The organism is Aquimarina sp. MMG016 (assembly GCF_018100805.1).
Lineage (GTDB): Bacteria > Bacteroidota > Bacteroidia > Flavobacteriales > Flavobacteriaceae > Aquimarina.
Genome location: NZ_JAGJEA010000001.1, coordinates 563,377 through 581,118 on the forward strand (window position 1 = coordinate 563,377; position 17,742 = coordinate 581,118).

A 17,742-nucleotide genomic window follows, 5' to 3' on the forward strand; every position below is an offset into this window, starting at 1 on the left:
TAGAAAAGATGCTATCAAAGAGTTTACAAATATTACAAAGCAAAGAGTATAAGATTTATAGAGAGCCTTATAAGCTTAATATTGTTGGATATCGCAGTCGTTTTATGGGTAGCAACCGTTTTGATGATGAGATCCATGTTTTCTATACTAATGATAAAGGAAAATGGATATATCATATGTTTAAAGCCACAACTGATCCAGGACAATACTGGCTGGAAAACCCTATACATCCTCAAGGAACTGCTTTTCTAAAGAAAGGGCAATATATAGATGCCTACAGTATAGGATTACATAGAGGGGTTTATAATGCATTGATACAAACAAAACCTGTTACTGTAATTCGAAATTATAAGCGCAAAGGATTGTTTAAATGGTTTGAATCCGGATTTCAGGATACAGGTCAGTTTGGGATTAATATCCATCGTGCCAGAAGGCAAGGAACCACTAAAGTGATTGATGATTTTTCTGCTGGATGCCTGGTATTTGCCAATGCTACAGATTTTGATCGATTCTTACAGATTTCTAACGGGCATCGTAAACGATATGGTAATTCTTTTACAGTTACACTAGTAGATTTTAGGGATGAGAGAAGAAGGAGGTTACAACTTGCAGCTTGGGGATCATTGGTAGCTGCCGGAGGATTATTCGTACTTAATAGAATGAACTAATGAGAGTATCTAAAAACACACAGAAAGCAGGATGGATACTCATTGGAAGTATGCTTGGATTTATTATAGCTAAAAAGTACTCCCCTAAAGAAACTTATCCTTTTATACTGATCGGTGGATTTATCGGAACCTGTCTAGGCGAGCAGTTGATTCCAGAAAAAGAAAATACAAAACTATGAAATGTAATATTAAACTTCAAAGAGACAAAAGAAAACGATGCAGGGCTTTTATTAAAGCATTGGAAAAAATATCATCTCAATATGGATTGGCAATTGATACATTCGAAGCTCCATATGTTTTAGAAAACCCACAAACTATTATTTATGAAGTAGATGATGATACAGAATCTCTTGAGTCGATGTGGGAAGGGAAAGAAGTATATAATTGTTTCCTGAATAAAAACTTAGCAAAATAGTATGAAATCTTTACAGCCTAAAAGAGTATATTTTGAAGGGGAACAACCTACCAAGTTAAGAGCTTATTATAAATATGAGTTAGCAGCATTGTATAATGTATGCACCAAAACATTTTCTTCCTGGATACATACCTATTTAGAAGAATTAGAAAAGTTTGGTTATAAAAAAAGTACTAAGCTTCTCAGGCCTGAGGTGGTGCGATTTTTATTCGAAAGATTGGGAGAGCCTTAGATGGTTAATTTGAAAATGTCATCTTAGATATCTTGTTTTTAGCATAAATTGTTGACTCTTCTTTCTCTTTATCATAAAAAAAGAGATATCCCTTGGTTTGACCTATATAAAAACTATTGGAATTTGAATAAACATCATTGCTTTCAAACGTAATTATCGACTTCGAATCACTGGACCCATCCATAAGTGATGCTTGCTTGAATTTTGCAACAAAATACACCAATACAAATGACATGGGAACTAGAACACCAAATTTACCGATATACGAATTTTTAAATCTTGGTAATAAATAAATTAGAAACGAAGAAATCAATATCGTAATTGCGATAAAATATAAATTCATATTTTCCACATAGTCTTCCAGAATATCTGTTACTACAAAAATTGATAGAACAGTAAAAATAAACACATAAGTATAGAACCGATTAAAAGGATGGTTTTGAATACTCAATTTTTTATCAATATTATTAGTCAATGAAAAGCTAATAAGTAAAATCAAGAAAAAAGCCCAAATCATGATGTCATCCAAAAACAGATATGTAAGTTCAGATAATTCCATATAATGTAAAATCATAATACCAAAACCGTTATAATATATTAGCTCTTTACAGGCACTTAATAGTAAAATCCATAAAGTAATAAAAGGGAACAATTTTTTAATGTTTTCAAAAACTTCGATTTTCATAATTAGGTTTTAAGAATTATATAGTATGTTAAGTTAAATCAGCCATCAGGTGATAAATTTTTGAGCCGTTTTTGTGAAATGTACGTGCTACTTTAATAGACTTTATATTTTTAAACTTGTTTGACAAGTCTTCTGTTAATTTTGTTTTATCAATTGCCAATTGTTTAGGGAAATTAGTGTTCTCAACTTCTCCTAAATAACCATCCCAAACTCTTTGATCATACCCATTTCTACCCTTAAAAAATATTAAAACATAATATTCATTAAGATTTTTATTGTAGGTATATAATTTTTTGAGATGTTTTTGGATGTTTCCTCTTTCAATATTTTTTAATCTAAAAGCTTCGATCATTGCAATATCTTCATTAGAATCTGTAATGGTATAATCAACTTCACCAGCATTTTTACCTATACCGTCATTAGAATAAGATTTACCTGAACGTTCTTCTTGCTTAACATCCCAACCCCATAATGTGATTCTATTTCTTAGAATTGAACTAATAATATCATTATAATTATTCTCATTTCTAATGGATTCAACTGCTACAATTTTTGTTTGCATTAACTTAACTGCTTTTATAATTTCAAATAGAATAAAAAAATCTATTGTATTATAATTGTTTTGTTTATCGGGAATGGAAAGAGGAACAAACTCTCTAGAAATGTTATTTAAGGATTGTAATGCTTTATTAATTTTACTGGCTAATTTAGGGGATTCATAACTCGATTTAATTGATAAGAAATTATCTAAAGGCTTTTTAAATTGACTATTGTGGTTTATTGCTGATTCTACCAAATTATAAGCCATTTCTGGTAGTTGCCTTTCAGTATAAAAGTCACAAAATAGTATAACAACATCTATCTCCTCAAGGTAAGTTTTAGATACCTCATTAATCAGGGTGTCAAACAAAATTGTGTTTTTTTGGGAGCAGGCATGAATTAACTCAATAGTTTTTAGGTTGTCATTTTTGAATTCTGGTAGCTCCTCTCTTTTGGCCTTTTCCCATTCATTCCTTATCTCAATAGATGTTTGGATTATAGTATTCTCTTTAACTGCATTAAGGGTCTTTGCTTCATAAAGATCAAATTGATAGTTAATATTTTCAGGTTCTGTAATTACTAGCTCCATTAATATTTCTATCCCTCTTTTAAAATCATTATCAATGTTAATGTGATATAAGGCAATGTAATGTTCTTTTATATTGGTGATTTGATGTTGATGATTATAATAAAAATTTCTAATTTTTGGATACTCTAAGTTTTTTATGGTTTCTAAATCTTTTTTTCTTAGCGCAATTAAAAGCTTAACCCTATATATAAAGTCTTGTTTTTCTTCCTTATGAAACCCTGAAGTATTTTTCATTTGAGATTCTAATCTCTTCAAAAATTCTTCTGCCTTCAGATAATGATCATCAGAATTTACCGATTCGACCAAAGCATTTTCCAGCTCAGGTCTCCAGATTGTATCAAACTCAGAGACATTCTGTTTGTCAATAAGGCTATTAATAGTAACTTTTAAATCTGGATGTTTAATTAAATTACTTGTTTTTAAAAGCCTTACCAGGTCCCGGTTATTTTTGAAAAAATCATTCAAAATTTCCTTTGACTCAGAAATATCTTCTAAACCGTTTATAATACCCATAAACAAATCCAGTAATGGTTTGTAATATGGGTTTCCTGTTAAATGAAAATACCTGAAATTAAAAATATCCAGGTAACCATTAGATAGGTGTATGTCTGAATTGTAATGAAGTGCATAATATTTGATTTGTTCGAAAAGAATTTTTTTGATTGTAGCTATGGTGCCAGGTCGGTTGGAAACATAATATGTATTGTTGTTTTTGGTTAATTGTAAATAACCAATCATCAAAATTTTAAAATTAATGATTAATTTCTTAGCTTCTCCTAAGTTAGTATTACTATATACACCGTCACTAATTTTATTATCAAAGTTTTTTGATGAAAAATACTTATAAAATGACTCTAGTTTATCAAAATTATATAATTGTACACAAAATGCTCCCCAATCAATAACTTCGATACCAAATTCGTCTACCTGAAAACTTGTATTAATAAAGGAAGTTTTTCCTGAATATTGTAGTTTTTTAGGGCTCTTAATTTTATAAATTTTCCCAAAGCGTTTTAATATTGTGGATAATATCTTTCTTTTAATTTTTTTATCATCAAAACCATTGGGTACAGTGGTTTTATGCAAAGAAGATATTTTGAGTATTTCGATTGAAAGATCAATCAAATAAACAGGCAGTATTATTATACTACTTATACTTTTAAACTGTTGTAACTCTATCGAAATATTATTTACTAAATCATGTCCTAAAAGCTGAAATAAGCTATTAAAGTCTTTAGTTGGATTTTTTAGGTTTACTTTTTGATTTTGGAAAATCCTTAAGCAATCAGAATATAACTCCTTGCTTAGGGTGTGTATTGTCAAACTCTGATCATAGACATTACGGTTGAACTTAAAGGTGTTTTTTGACAAGAGTAAAAATATTCTTGTTATTTGAGTAGCTGAATTACCGATATTGTTTTGATACGCCAAATAACTTATAGCATTAAGGATTTCTTCAAATAAAAGTAACAGAAAACTATTTAATTTTGATATGCTATCTTGAATTAAACTATTCGAATTCTCAAAAGCTCCTGGTTTTTCTGCTTCAAACCCCAGACCGTTAATAAGATAAAAAGCAAGAGCAAAGTTTTTTTCATCAATCATTAAATATGGAATGGAATGTGCTCTATATCCTTTTAGTTGGTATAATATTTTATATACAACATAGGGTTTATCTAGATGATTCAATAATTTTCTGGTTTCGTCTAGTTGTATTGAATCATTTAGGATCAAAAACCGAATCGCTAATGAATATTCAATTCTACTATCCTGAATTATTATATCATTTTGAAGACTACCAGGAAACTCATCGTAACTTTTATAAATAGTATATGCGTCTTCTTTATTAATTTTTAGTTCAGAAACGTCTAGGTTAGGATAGTGAGTAGCATGTCCATCAAGAAAAATTTTATGGTTTTCAAAACCTATGTCGATCAAATCACCTTCATTAGTAAGCAATTCATCTACCAAGGTTACAAGAAGTTTCTTTTGATTTCTATTAAAGTATTTATTTTGTATAACCGGGAATCGATTTATTATATGTAATCGATATTTGATAAACTTTTTAAAAGACTCCAGGCCATTGTTTTCAACTTCCAATTTTGACCATAGCAAGGCCGTAATTTCTTGTTCAAAATTCGCTATTAATCGACTGCTATTATTCCACTTAAACGTTCCGTTTTCATTTGAAATGACTACAGAATTATTTATTAAATGATCTACTGGGATTTTGTATTTATCTAATATTTGACTGATATTAGTTTGATCAATAAAAACATTTTTATCCAAGTTTATTGGCAGCCATTTTATAAAATCAAGTTCTTTACTGTCTTGTTCTGTTAACTCTAGATCAGATCTATTTGAACCATTTTTCCCCAACGAATATATTTTTTTTGCTACCCTGATTTCATTGTTAATTAGTCGTATCCAGCCTTTCTTTAATAGTTCTTCAAAATTGATTTTATCATCCTGGGTACTATTATATTGTTTAATGCTTTTTTTTAAGTCAGTATCCTTTAAAAAAGTTAAGCTCCCAGATAAAAAAATCTCTACTAACGCGGGTACTATATTATACTGAAGAGAAGAAAACGCACTGTTGGAATCAAACTGTTGGTCAAAAAGGTTATTAGTTTGACTATACCTCTTAATTATTTTACTTAGTGAGACAAGGGAATCTTGGCTTATATGGTTGATCATACTTATTTCAAGTTAGCATTTTATAAAGATATTATAAGTTTTGTTTTACCCACAAAATATTTACTTAAGGGTATTCACAATTAGGAATCAACCCGAAATCAAATCCACGAACCTTCATACCATTACCTCTGTAAAAACAAACTATAATGAAATGAAAAGCAAAAAGTAAGAAAGTGGTTAGCAGAAAAAGTAAAACAACCATATAAAAAGGGGTGATATATAAATGGATTCATATTTAAATGGGTTAGGAAAAGTAAATAAAACCCCTGTTAGTTATTATGGAGGTAAGCAAAATTTGACCAAACATATTTTATCATTAATTCCAGAACATAACTTATATTGTGAGCCTTTTGTGGGAGGAGCTGCGGTATTTTTTGCTAAAGAACCAAGTCCTGTGGAAGTGATTAATGATCTGGATGGTAAAGTGGTTAATTTTTATAGAGTATGTAAACTTCAGTTTTCCAAACTTCAGAAAATGATCCAGTCTACTCCGCATAGTAGAAAGTTGCACAGCGAAGCAAAAGATATTCTTCAGGATCCTACAGAAAAGGATATAGTCAAAAAAGCCTGGGCATTTTGGATTCAGACCAATATGAGTTTTTCTTCCCGTATTTTTGGAGGCTATGCCTATGAGCGAAAAACCAATGGAGTCTCCAGGACCATACTGAACAAAAAAAATGGATTTACTAAAGATATCTGTGAGCGATTGGATTTGGTAGATATCGAATGTAATGATGCGCTTACCGTCATAAAAAGCAGGGATACAAAGGAAAGTTTCTTTTATATTGATCCTCCTTATTTTAATTCCGATATGGGGCATTATAAGGGGTATAGTAAGCAAGATTTCATCAGCTTGCTGAATTTGTTAGCAAATATCAAAGGAAAGTTTCTACTTAGTAGTTATCCATCCGATATACTTTTTAAATATTCAAAGAAAAATAAATGGTATAGCCAGTCTATAGAACAAACCGTTAGTGTGACCAAAGGGAAAAGAGATAAAAAGAAAACAGAGGTCTTTACTGCGAATTATGACATTACAAAAATGAATACTTCTTTAAATGGAAATAACAAAAATTTAAGTGAAGCTATGCTTCTGAAGTCTAAGACGTTTCGACTTCGTTTATCTTTTGTAAAAACGTAACTCATCCCGAATCAACCCGAATGTGGCAGAGCCACTTGTGATATTATTACCAAATGGAAAAACAACATATTTCATTAGTTAATTATAATAATGCTATTTCTAAGGTTCGTATAAAAGATTTGCCTGATATTTTACAAAAAGGACATCAGTTCTTTCTGGAGGCGAAGGAATTTTATGATCGAGAACCAGAAATCAAAGAAACCATTGATATGTATCTGGAGCAACTTAATGCTCACCTTTTTGAGAATAGAAAAGTACACAATCAAGATGCGATGGTTTCTGTATTCTTTATTCGGGCGTTTTTGGATATGCATCACACCATCCAATCTAAAAAGGAACTCAGAAAATTTATTCTTTCATTACAAAAAGCAGTCTCTAGAAAGGAAATCACCAAAAGGGATGTATACGCTAAACATATTGAAGAGGTACAAGATAAACTGATCAGGCAATACAACGAAATGATCTTGGTAGATCACGTCAATATCATCATCAATCGTAAGTGGCGATCTGAACTTCAGAAAATAGCTAATCAAGATTCTAGTGAAGGGTTAGGAAGTATAAATACTATGATATCTCCCAAAGAAAATCGTGTTCCGATGACCATATCAACAAAAAAATCTTTATTCACTTCTTTTGATCAGCAACCTATCACAACCAATACCCCAACATTTAGATTACCTGGAGAGATGGGAGAATTATTGGGGGATTTAGAAAAGTTCGAACTGGCTGTTACTATTGAAGGGGATCAGGGAGGTGGAAAAACAAGATTTACCTACCAATTAGCAGATGCCTTTGCAAGCATTGGAAACAATGTAGCCATTTTTACCCTTGAGATTGGTGGTAAATCTGATTTGATTACCAGAATGAAAAATGAATACCTTAGTCCGCAAAACAGGAATCGTATTTCCAGAGCAGATCAGTTACCTGATGGATATAAGACCATTGAAGCTGCCACAAAGAATTTCGATGTGATCATTATAGATAGCTGGAATAAGACAGGGTTACCCTCACAAGATTTTGATCGTTTACGAAAACAATATCCGAATACTATCTTCATTGTCATATTTCAGCGTACTACAGGTAAAACTATCCGAGGGGGAACAGCGCCATTATACGATGCTGGAATTAATATAGAAGTGATTAAATTGGATGACACTTTTAAAAATAATTATGCGGTGACTACCAAAAACAGATACGGAATTACAGGAATCAAATACAACATTTTCAGTAAAGAAATTATAAATTCTGATAGTTTATATAAAAGTCAATAGTTCGTTTCTAAATCTAATTTTGCTTATTCGAGGGTAGGTTTCTTTAATTGACCGTTTTAGTACTCCCTCTTGTCGTTTTAATGAAACTCGAATTTGAGAAGTCTGTAAGACGAACTCAAATCCGTAAGTTGAATTAATCCCGCCTATCCGGCGAGATCTCATAAATTCTACCTCGAAGTCCCTTAAGTTCAATGAAATGGTTCATTTTATAAGTTTACGATTTTACACTTAAATGAACTCATTTTTATCTAAATCTCTCTTATTTGTAATATTCTTAAAAATTGCAAGTGTAAATTACGTTTTATAAAAAACACATAAAAATATGAGGGAAAAAATAGTCTTTTGATTTTATTTTCTTACTTTAGAAGCAACGTAAAAAGTAGAACCACCCCATGTCCGAAGTTTTCTTCGGGTATGGGGTGTTTATAATATATAATAAAAAATAAAACCCATAGGTTTTATACAATTGTTAAGGCAACTAAAATACAAGATGTACTTATCAAATATTAAAATATGGAACTTCAGGAAAATAGGCACATCGGATAGTAGCGGTGAAATTCGAGCAGATAATCCAGGGATTGATCTTGCATTAAATCCTATATTGAATGTGCTTGTTGGAGAGAATAATTCTGGAAAGACCGCGATCATTGATGCAATCAGATTCTTACTCGGTACCCACAGCTTAGAATATCAGCGTATAGATGAACGTGATTTTTACTCAAATCAACATATACGTTGCCGAGAATTAAGGGTTGATTGTCTTTTTTCCGGTTTCACTGATCAGGAAGCAGGACATTTTTTGGAGTGGCTCCATTTCAATGATAAAAAGCAATATCAGCTCCGGGTATGGCTATACGCTTATTTACGAAATAACAGAGTAATATATAATGTAAGAGCTGGGGTTGACCAAGAAGGTGCTTTTATTGACGGGGGAGCTAAAGATCTACTTAGATTGACCTATCTTAAACCTCTCAGAGATGCTGAAGCTGAATTGTCTCCGGGATATAGATCAAGACTGGCACAAATTTTAAGTAGTGATCCTCTATTTAAGGATCAGTTTGATGCGGATCAAAAAAAGGTTGAACACACTCTTGAGAAATACATATTAAGGGCCAACAGCTTGGTAAAGGAATACTTCTCAAAAGAAACACTTGACCAAGATGAAGAATACAGGATTGAAGCGAACACTCCAGGGGGAGGGCCAATAAAGCAAAGGGTTCAGGAACATTTAAATGATTTTTTCCACTCTGAAGACCCACAAAACCCAGAATTCAATATTTCTGGTTCTGAATTGAATAGCATCCTTCGAAAACTGGGATTGGAATTAGAAGAAAACAGATCCGGTCTTGGTGCTTTGAATCAACTATTTATTGCCGCAGAATTATTGTTATTACAAGGAACTAACCACAAAGGCTTGAGGTTGGCGCTTATTGAAGAACTGGAGGCGCACCTTCATCCACAAGCTCAACTCAGAGTGATAAGTGCCATTCAGGATAAGCAGCAGGAATTCAACAACCAGTTTATTTTAACCACACATAGTACCACACTTGCATCTAAAATACATCTAGACAATCTGATTCTGTGTCAGGATGGGCAGACGTACTCGTTAGCTCATGGCCAAACTGGTCTTGAAAAAGATGATTATGATTTTCTTGAAAGATTTCTGGACGCAACAAAAGCCAACCTGTTTTTCGCTAAAGGAGTTCTTCTTGTGGAAGGAGATGCCGAGAATATTCTGATTCCTGCTATTGCTGAAATACTTGAAAGGCCATTACATAAATATGGCGTATCGGTGGTGAATGTGGGAAGCAAAGCCCTTCTGAGATACGCTAAAATATTCCAACGGCAACCTGAGGGTTCTTTACCTATAAAAGTGGCTGTTTTAACTGATCTGGATATTGAACAGGTGAATCCCTCAGCCGGTATAGTAAAATCTAAAAAGCGAAAAACTACTGGTGCGATACCAGATGTGCAAACGGAATCAGATAAACTGAGAGCTGCTTATGATTCTCCCGATGGAAAGGTTAAGGTATTTCATTCCACTTTATGGACAATGGAATATGACCTCGCTTTGGGAGAGTTGGCAAAATTGGTCAATTACGCTACCTACATTGCACAATTAGTAAAATCGAGATCAATTCATCAGAATTTTAAGGGTATTAGTGAAAAGGAGGCCAAAAAAAGGATCAGAAAAGCAAATGAAATATATGCCGATTGGGATGCTGCCCTGTTAGGTCAGAGCGAGATTGCTTTCAAAATATATCAGCGGCTTAAAAATAAGAAGGCCTCTAAAGCTGTTACCGCTCAATGGTTGTCCAAGATACTACTACGGTACAAGTCTCGGGTGCAACCGATTCTGAAAAGTGATCCGCAGCTGAAGTATATCGTTGATGCAATTTACCACGTGACAAAACCCGAAAATGGAGATAGCTGAAAATGACATAAAACGGGTTGAAGAAATTTTCTTTAATGGAAATGGTTCATTTCAAGATGAAAAGGGAGAGCGATACGCATTTATATCCTGTTTAGACAAATCTATTGATGTAGAAGCCTGTCCGGGAAGTGGGAAAACAACAAGTCTTTTGGCAAAGCTCTATTTGCTTTCAGAAAGAATGCCATTCGAAAATGGTAAAGGAATATGTGTTCTGACGCATACCAATGTCGCTATTGAAGAGATAAGGAAAAAGCTGGGAAACAAGGCTGATCGTCTCTTTCAGTATCCCAATTTTTTCGGCACCATTCAATCATTTGTTGACAAATATTTGGCTATCCCATATTACGTTGGAAAAAACAAACTTCGACCTAGGACTATTGATTCAGAAATAGCAACAAAGAGATTGTTTACTACCTACCACGTGAACCATGTTAGTAGACAAAATCTAAATCGAGCAAAGATTTTATTACATCAACCAAATGGTATAGCAAGCAATCTGACTTTGAAAAGGACAGAAGAAGGGGTTGTTATAGTAAAAGGATGCGGTGGTGATAAAATCGAAGTAAAAATCCCTAAAAACCAAAATTGGGAAGAGAATTCTGAAACTCAAGTTTATGAAGCCCTGCAAGCTTTAAAAATAGATATTTTAAGTAACGGCTATTTATCTTTTGATGACGCCTATTTCTATGCCAACGAGTATTTAATGAACTACCCAAGGATTAAACAAACTATATCCAGCCGGTTTTCCCATGTATTCATTGATGAAATGCAGGATACCTATGCTCATCAAGATGAGATCATCAAGGAGATTTTTGATAAGCATATTGTTATTCAGCGGATTGGTGATCCCAATCAGGCCATATTGAATGATAGTAATTCTGAAAGCGCCTGGGAAGATTCAGAAAGATTAAAAATAACTGGTTCCAGAAGATTTTCACAGCCTATTGCAAAGGTTCTCAGAACAGTGGCGTTGAATGGTGACTCTGAGCTAACCGGCACGGGGGAAGCAACTATTCAACCCCATATTATCAGCTATCGAAATGGACAGGAAACACAAGTGCTTGAGAGGTTCGTCTCCCTCATTCATAAGTTGGGTTTAGATGACAGTGATGCTCAGAAAGATCCAATTAAAGCAGTTGGATGGGTTGGGAAAGAAAAAGACGGATTGACCATAAGTAGCTACTTCCCTTCGTTCAGCAAAGTAATGGTGAGGAAAAAATCACTGGATACATTAAAATCGGCTGTGCAGATTTGTGAAGCAACGAATCCAAAAGAAGTTTACAACACGGTGATGGATTGCTGTCTTGAAATACTTCGATTAGCGGATATAAAACACGACACACCCAAAGGACGGAGATACTTCAATAGAACATCATTTCTGGGGCTTTTAAAGCGTCATCACCCAGAATCATTAATTACGCTCAACGGTAAAATTTCCATCTGGGGTCGAAAACTGTTGGTTAATAAAACTGAAGAAGTAATTCAGGAGATACGCCCCTATTTAAAAGATATATTTTTCCCGGCTATCAATTTCACGTTAAACAAATATGCTAATGCGTTTATTGATAGTGAAGAGGTCGTCGAGGTGACAGAAGAACAATTAGAATCAAAAAACACCTTCTATTCGGAACAGGAAAAGATGAGACAGATCCCCATTGAGGTAGGAACTGTTCATTCCGTAAAAGGAGAGACGCATCGTGTAACGCTTTACCTTGAAACCTTTTATCACAAATCTTGTGGTCAACATTTAATCGATCAACTTATTGGAACACCTTACACACCGCCTCAGAATAAAAAAGATACTTATAAAAAGGCTTGTTTGAAGATTGCCCACGTTGGAATGTCTCGACCCACGCACTTATTGTGCGTTGCACTTAATGAAGAGATTGTTGAAGCGCATCGTGCAGGATTAGAGGAAAATGGATGGAATATTATATAATAAAAGCCGCTAACATTGTATAAGCGGCATTAAAACGACTGCTTATACGTGACCGTTAAAAGTTTAAATAAACGATTAACTGTTGATATACTCAATTAGCTATATTTTAAATATTCAACTAACCTAATATTATATGTAATGGATTTTTTTGATGAGAAAAATAAAGAGTTTGAAAAACGAACTCTGCCCATAGAACCTATTGAACTTTATTATTCTTTTGACAAACAAAATGATTATAGTATATTAAGACCTGCTCAAGAAGAGGTCTTGAAAAAATGGCATCATCAAAGAGGTTCTAACAATGTTTTAATCAAAATGAATACTGGAGCTGGTAAAACACTCACTGGTCTTTTGATGCTGTATTCGAAGATGTTGGAATTTAAAAAACCAGTAGTTTACTTATGCCCTGATCGACAATTGGTTGCTCAAGTAATAGAACAATCAAAAATGTCAGGAATACCGACTTGTGAGGTGGATGTTAACAGAGACTTTCCCGAAGAATTTCTTAATGCTGAAGCTATACTGATTGCTACAGTGGATAGAATGTTCAATGGTAAGAATATTTTTGATCGGGATAGGATAGTTCCCATAGCAATACTTTTGGATGATGCTCATAGAATTGTCCAACGTGTAATAGATAGCTTCACGATAAAAATTAGTGAAAATCATAGTCTTTATAGTGATTTATTCAAATTATTTAAGGATGATCTCAAAAGACAATCTGTTGGTTCTTATGAAATGTTAAAGGAAGGTGGGAACGGTTGTTATATGAAAGTTCCATATTGGGCTTGGTTTGATAAAAAGGAAAGTGTTAATGCTCTTTTGGTACAATACACGCAGGAAAAAGAAACTTTACTATTTAAATGGGATTTATTTCATAATAATTATGAACAATACGAATTGTTCTTTACCCATAATAAATTGGAAATATCTCCCGAGCTTTGTTATGTAAAAAATATTTCAGCTTATAATAATGCTACATATAAATATGCTCTTTCGGCAACTTTTGTAAATGATCATGCAATATTAAAAGACTTAGATTTTAGTATTGAATCGATTATGAATCCTATTATACCTACAGATAGAAAAGATTATGGTGAACGTCTGATATTGGCTCCTAAAAGATACTATCCTCAAATATCGCAAGAATCAGAAATTTCGATATTGAATCATCATTTAGATAATGGACATAATGTAGTAGTATTAGTCCCTAATAGAAGAGCAGCAGAATTATGGGAGGCTTTGGAAGCAGTAATCGTAGATAAAGAAAATATAGAGGATATCATACATAAACTGAAAACTAGCAAAGGAAATTGCGTTGTTTTTATTAATAGATATGAAGGAATTGATTTAAGCGGGGATTCCTGCAATGTATTGGTGATACATGATCATCCTAAATTTAAATCATTGAAAAATATTTATTATGAAGATGTTCATCACGAAACCAGTGCTAATTATGTCGCACAGACCATTGAACAGGGGATGGGTAGAAGCGTAAGATCAGGCAACGATTTTAGCGTAGTGTATTTGATGGGAAGATACCTTCTTAAATTTTTACGTTACAGAGATAATCATAAGTTTTTTAACGATTATACCCAAAAGCAAATTCGCATGGGGTTGGATCTAATGAAGGATAAAGAATTTGATGATAATAATGTTGAAAAAATAATTACTTCTGCTGCCGATGCTTGTCTTGCCCAGGTAGATGGCTGGAAAACGTATTACAGAAATTTTATGGATACTCAAGTACTTGATGAATCTACATCCAAAGAATTAAAACTGGAAATCAATAAACTGGAGAAAGAATCTGTATTTTCATTTATTAATAAAGAGTATACCAACGCAGAGAGAAAGGTTCATGAAATACTAAAAAAAGATATCGATCCAGTACAGAAAGCTTGGTATAACCAAGTCTTGGGTGGCTATACATATCAAATGGATAAAGACAGATCAAATGATTATCAAATTAAAAGCAAATCTTTGAGTAATCGTATGCTAGAACCATTTATGGGGAAAAATCAATGGAAAAAGCAAGTTACGCAACCACAGGTGAAAAAATCATTAGAATTCATTAAATCTTTTGATACTTCTAATGATGTCTTGCTTTTTATTTCCGAAATTCAAAATGACTTGATCTATGTTGAAGACTTATCTACTTCAGAATCGTTTGAAGAAGCACTCAAGAATTTAGGGGTTTTATTGGGTTTCGAATCAAGCAGACCGGAAAAGGAATCTGGAGAAGGTAGTGATGTTTTGTGGGGTTCAGAAAACTACAATCTTATTTTAGAGGCAAAGTCTAATAAAAAATCTCAAAATAAAATCAGTAAGGCTAACCTGGGACAATTGTCAACCTCGGTCTCCTGGTTTAATGGCAAGTACTTAACTAGTGCTGATTTATATGCTGTAACTCTTCAACCCAATGGTAGCAAAGAAGATAAATTAGGCGTTGAAAAAAACATGCTTGTTATGGATCAAAAAAACCTAGATAAACTCCATGATTCCATTAATAAGCTTTATACTTTTGTTTCTACAACAAAAAATCACCTCATCACCGAAGAACAGTTACAACAGGAGTTTATAAGGTATAATCTTAACGATAAAGCTTTTATACAACAATACCTGAACGTCATCAAATAAATAATTAGTAACCTAAATTTATTTCAAAATGAACAAAGAATTATTATATAAGAAGGCTTTTATGAAAGCTATGAATTGTAAAATAGATGATTTTAAAGCTCAACGTTGGGCTAATGAAATGAATAATACATCTATGCTTGCAGAGTACAAAGGAAGAATGTATAAAATTGATACTTTTAACGATATCAAATCATCCATAATAGAAGATCTCAATTTTCCAGAAGGACGTTATATTCCGGCTTCGGCTATATCTTATGCGCTTGAGGATGATGAAGTACATAGAACTAGCGAATTCTATTTTAAATTACTTGAGATTATAAACAAAAATGAGGAAGAAAAAAATAATTTAAGCTTGATACTAGCAATTCACAATACTACAAATGACAATTTTTGGTATTTATTAGAATCTTTAGGAGGTCAGGAACTGTATAGCAATGCTATAACAGCATTATGCAAGGTATTTGATGAAGATAGATTAATTTCTGGTATTGTTAGCTATACCATTGAAAATGGGGATAAACAATTGTGTATGTTTACCAACGGTATTTTTAAGACAGTATTGCTTAACAGTAATATGCCTTCAGAAGAACATTTTTATATATACGATGTCGATTATAATTTTGATGATGACAAAAATTTTTCTTAAACCTTTAATTTTTTGAAAAAAACCTACTTAGTGGTTAAACCAAAGTTAGATCTAAAGTTCAATGAACCGATAAATTGAAACCCATGAGGAATATTGGCAATATAAATGAAATAGAAATAAACCAAGAATTGTATGCTCCAGCTCTGGACAGATATTTTGTAGTACAAGGTTATGAGCATGTTGATGGAGGTTTGATTAACGATTGGCGTATTAATCTCAGAGCATCTAATAAAAATCCTGATGAGGATGGTTTTACAATTTATTTTGAAGAATTGAAAAATCTAGGCTATCTAATAAATGATAGTGGAGATGGAGCAGGTAATGGATAATTAAATAAACAAAAGTTCAAATAAATGATGAAATTTCATGAATGCAACCTTAACATCAGATATGACTTGCCCAAAGAAATTCTTGCAAAATTAGAAAGAGTATATTCTAAAATGCCAGGATGGTTAGGTTTCGGCACAAAAGATAATGGCTATGATGGTATACCCCATTGGTTTAGCTTTAAAGAAGATGAAAAATATGTATTAGCTTCTATAGAACCTGGAGGGCTCCAGTTTGAAGCAAATATGGATAAAGATGAATGGCTTTCCTGGAAAACTGATTTTAAGAAAATCGCTACAGAGGTGCTTGGATTTAATGTAGGTGAAATAGAAGAAGGAGAAGTTGGTGATGAAATTGAGTGGCTTTAAGGAGAACAAAAATCTAGTATAAACTAAATATCTAAATATTTATATGCATTTATTCATTGTAGGGCAAGATACATTACCTATACATTTACGATATAGCTTTGTAGGTGTTCATAAACCAAATGATTGTAGCTGGGATAATGTCACCATCAACCCATCATCAGAAAATAGCCAAGCTTCAATGTATGCGGATATTTGTAGGGTACACACAGGAGATGAAATACTACTTTATTTAGAAAGAACTACTAATGATAATTTGCGAGAAGGTGGTAGATTTCTTGGTATTTTTGAAGTAGTTAGTGATAGATTATTTTATGAACCTGATGGGGCTTATATTCCAAATACCATTGATAGAAATTTGATTTATAGACTACAAATTAGACCTAAGATAATTTATCCTAATGGAGTAACAGAGTGGCAAGCTATGGATGAGATGACGGACTTTGATTCTGTTCACGATATTCCCTGGAGTATAATTTACAGGAAAATGACCGGAAGTAGAGGTTGTACTCCGCTTCTACCGCACGAAAGTGATATTATTAAGAAGATGTTGGATTTGAGGAATCACGGTCAAATATTACATGAGTATCCTATCTATTATGATTTTAATAGTCAAATGCTTGCTCATTCCAATGATTATACCGAAGAATATCTTGAAAGCACTACCAATTTTCAGGATATTCGGCCAAGGTTGCTTCATCTAATTAATCATTCCACCCGAAAATGGGAATCTCATTTACAGGCATATTTAATGCAAGAGATTAAAAGAAATATAGAACTCACCAATAATTTATTCCCTCAAACGCAGGTGACTTGGTTGGGCAACGAAATATATGCAGGTGCAGGTATGCAAAGAATTGACATCTTGGTTTATTCAGAAAATACACTAAATAAGTTTATTCATCTTATAGAATTAAAATCAGTAGAAGCTAATGAAGACACAGCAGGACAAGTTAATCGATATATTAAATGGTTAAAGGCTCATATTCCGGGCATTTCTGTTCATCAAATTATACCAACCATTATCGCACCTGCGATAAATGATACTTACAACAATTCAATAAGAACTTTTCTAAAAGGTCATGGAATTAATCAATATAGAAATGTAATAGTCGATAATAATCTTAATTTTGAACAAACAATTCATTTAGTGTAA

Annotated in this window: 15 protein-coding genes; 13 read left to right on the top strand and 2 right to left on the bottom strand. The window is 32.9% G+C overall.

The genetic code is table 11. The features are described from left to right. Positions 1 to 8: 8 nt before the first annotated feature. The 4 genes from J8M14_RS02360 to J8M14_RS02375 are packed head-to-tail and all read left to right on the top strand — an operon-like array spanning position 9 to position 1,315. A complete protein-coding gene (locus J8M14_RS02360) occupies positions 9 to 668 on the top strand; it encodes a hypothetical protein (RefSeq protein ID WP_211072737.1) in 660 nt (219 codons plus the stop codon). Next, on the top strand, positions 668 to 847 hold the full coding sequence (locus J8M14_RS02365; RefSeq protein WP_211072738.1) for a hypothetical protein: 180 nt from the start codon (positions 668 to 670) through the stop codon (positions 845 to 847). Before J8M14_RS02360 ends, J8M14_RS02365 begins: the two co-directional genes overlap by 1 nt. Beyond that, the gene (locus tag J8M14_RS02370) at positions 844 to 1,083 is read left to right on the top strand and encodes a hypothetical protein (protein WP_211072739.1); all 240 of its coding nucleotides are present in this window, start codon (positions 844 to 846) and stop codon (positions 1,081 to 1,083) included. The genes J8M14_RS02365 and J8M14_RS02370 overlap by 4 nt, the downstream gene beginning before the upstream one ends. Position 1,084: 1 nt before the next feature. After that, positions 1,085 to 1,315, top strand: a complete 231-nt coding sequence (locus J8M14_RS02375; protein WP_211072740.1) for a DUF4248 domain-containing protein — start codon at positions 1,085 to 1,087, stop codon at positions 1,313 to 1,315. A 4-nt stretch (positions 1,316 to 1,319) separates the two neighbouring features. Here J8M14_RS02375 and J8M14_RS02380 read toward each other — a convergent pair whose 3' ends face one another. Both J8M14_RS02380 and J8M14_RS02385 read right to left on the bottom strand, forming a co-directional pair. Further along, positions 1,320 to 2,000: a hypothetical protein gene (locus J8M14_RS02380; RefSeq protein WP_211072741.1), complete on the bottom strand. Its 681-nt coding sequence runs from the start codon at positions 1,998 to 2,000 to the stop codon at positions 1,320 to 1,322. Positions 2,001 to 2,028: 28 nt separating this feature from the next. Continuing rightward, positions 2,029 to 5,826, bottom strand: coding sequence for a hypothetical protein (locus tag J8M14_RS02385; RefSeq protein WP_211072742.1), 3,798 nt, complete (start codon positions 5,824 to 5,826; stop codon positions 2,029 to 2,031). Between the two features lie 223 nt (positions 5,827 to 6,049). Between J8M14_RS02385 and J8M14_RS02390 the strand changes: the two genes are divergently transcribed. The 9 genes from J8M14_RS02390 (at position 6,050) to J8M14_RS02430 (ending at position 17,742) form a co-directional block, all read left to right on the top strand. After that, positions 6,050 to 6,967, top strand: coding sequence for a DNA adenine methylase (locus J8M14_RS02390; RefSeq protein ID WP_211072743.1), 918 nt, complete (start codon positions 6,050 to 6,052; stop codon positions 6,965 to 6,967). A gap of 53 nt (positions 6,968 to 7,020) precedes the next feature. Then, complete coding sequence (locus J8M14_RS02395; protein ID WP_211072744.1) at positions 7,021 to 8,238, top strand: antirestriction protein; 1,218 nt, start codon at positions 7,021 to 7,023, stop codon at positions 8,236 to 8,238. A gap of 490 nt (positions 8,239 to 8,728) precedes the next feature. Next, positions 8,729 to 10,672, top strand: a complete 1,944-nt coding sequence (locus J8M14_RS02400; RefSeq protein ID WP_211072745.1) for an AAA family ATPase — start codon at positions 8,729 to 8,731, stop codon at positions 10,670 to 10,672. Continuing rightward, positions 10,659 to 12,611: a UvrD-helicase domain-containing protein gene (locus J8M14_RS02405; protein ID WP_211072746.1), complete on the top strand. Its 1,953-nt coding sequence runs from the start codon at positions 10,659 to 10,661 to the stop codon at positions 12,609 to 12,611. The genes J8M14_RS02400 and J8M14_RS02405 overlap by 14 nt, the downstream gene beginning before the upstream one ends. 138 nt (positions 12,612 to 12,749) lie before the next feature. After that, positions 12,750 to 15,248, top strand: a complete 2,499-nt coding sequence (locus J8M14_RS02410) for a DEAD/DEAH box helicase family protein (RefSeq protein ID WP_211072747.1) — start codon at positions 12,750 to 12,752, stop codon at positions 15,246 to 15,248. 28 nt (positions 15,249 to 15,276) lie between these two features. After that, positions 15,277 to 15,894, top strand: coding sequence for a hypothetical protein (locus J8M14_RS02415; RefSeq protein WP_211072748.1), 618 nt, complete (start codon positions 15,277 to 15,279; stop codon positions 15,892 to 15,894). Positions 15,895 to 15,977: 83 nt separating this feature from the next. Next, positions 15,978 to 16,223: a hypothetical protein gene (locus tag J8M14_RS02420; RefSeq protein WP_211072749.1), complete on the top strand. Its 246-nt coding sequence runs from the start codon at positions 15,978 to 15,980 to the stop codon at positions 16,221 to 16,223. A 24-nt stretch (positions 16,224 to 16,247) separates the two neighbouring features. Further along, positions 16,248 to 16,589 (top strand): hypothetical protein, encoded by a 342-nt coding sequence (locus J8M14_RS02425; RefSeq protein WP_211072750.1) that lies wholly within the window; start codon positions 16,248 to 16,250, stop codon positions 16,587 to 16,589. 43 nt (positions 16,590 to 16,632) lie between these two features. Continuing rightward, on the top strand, positions 16,633 to 17,742 hold the full coding sequence (locus J8M14_RS02430) for a hypothetical protein (RefSeq protein ID WP_211072751.1): 1,110 nt from the start codon (positions 16,633 to 16,635) through the stop codon (positions 17,740 to 17,742).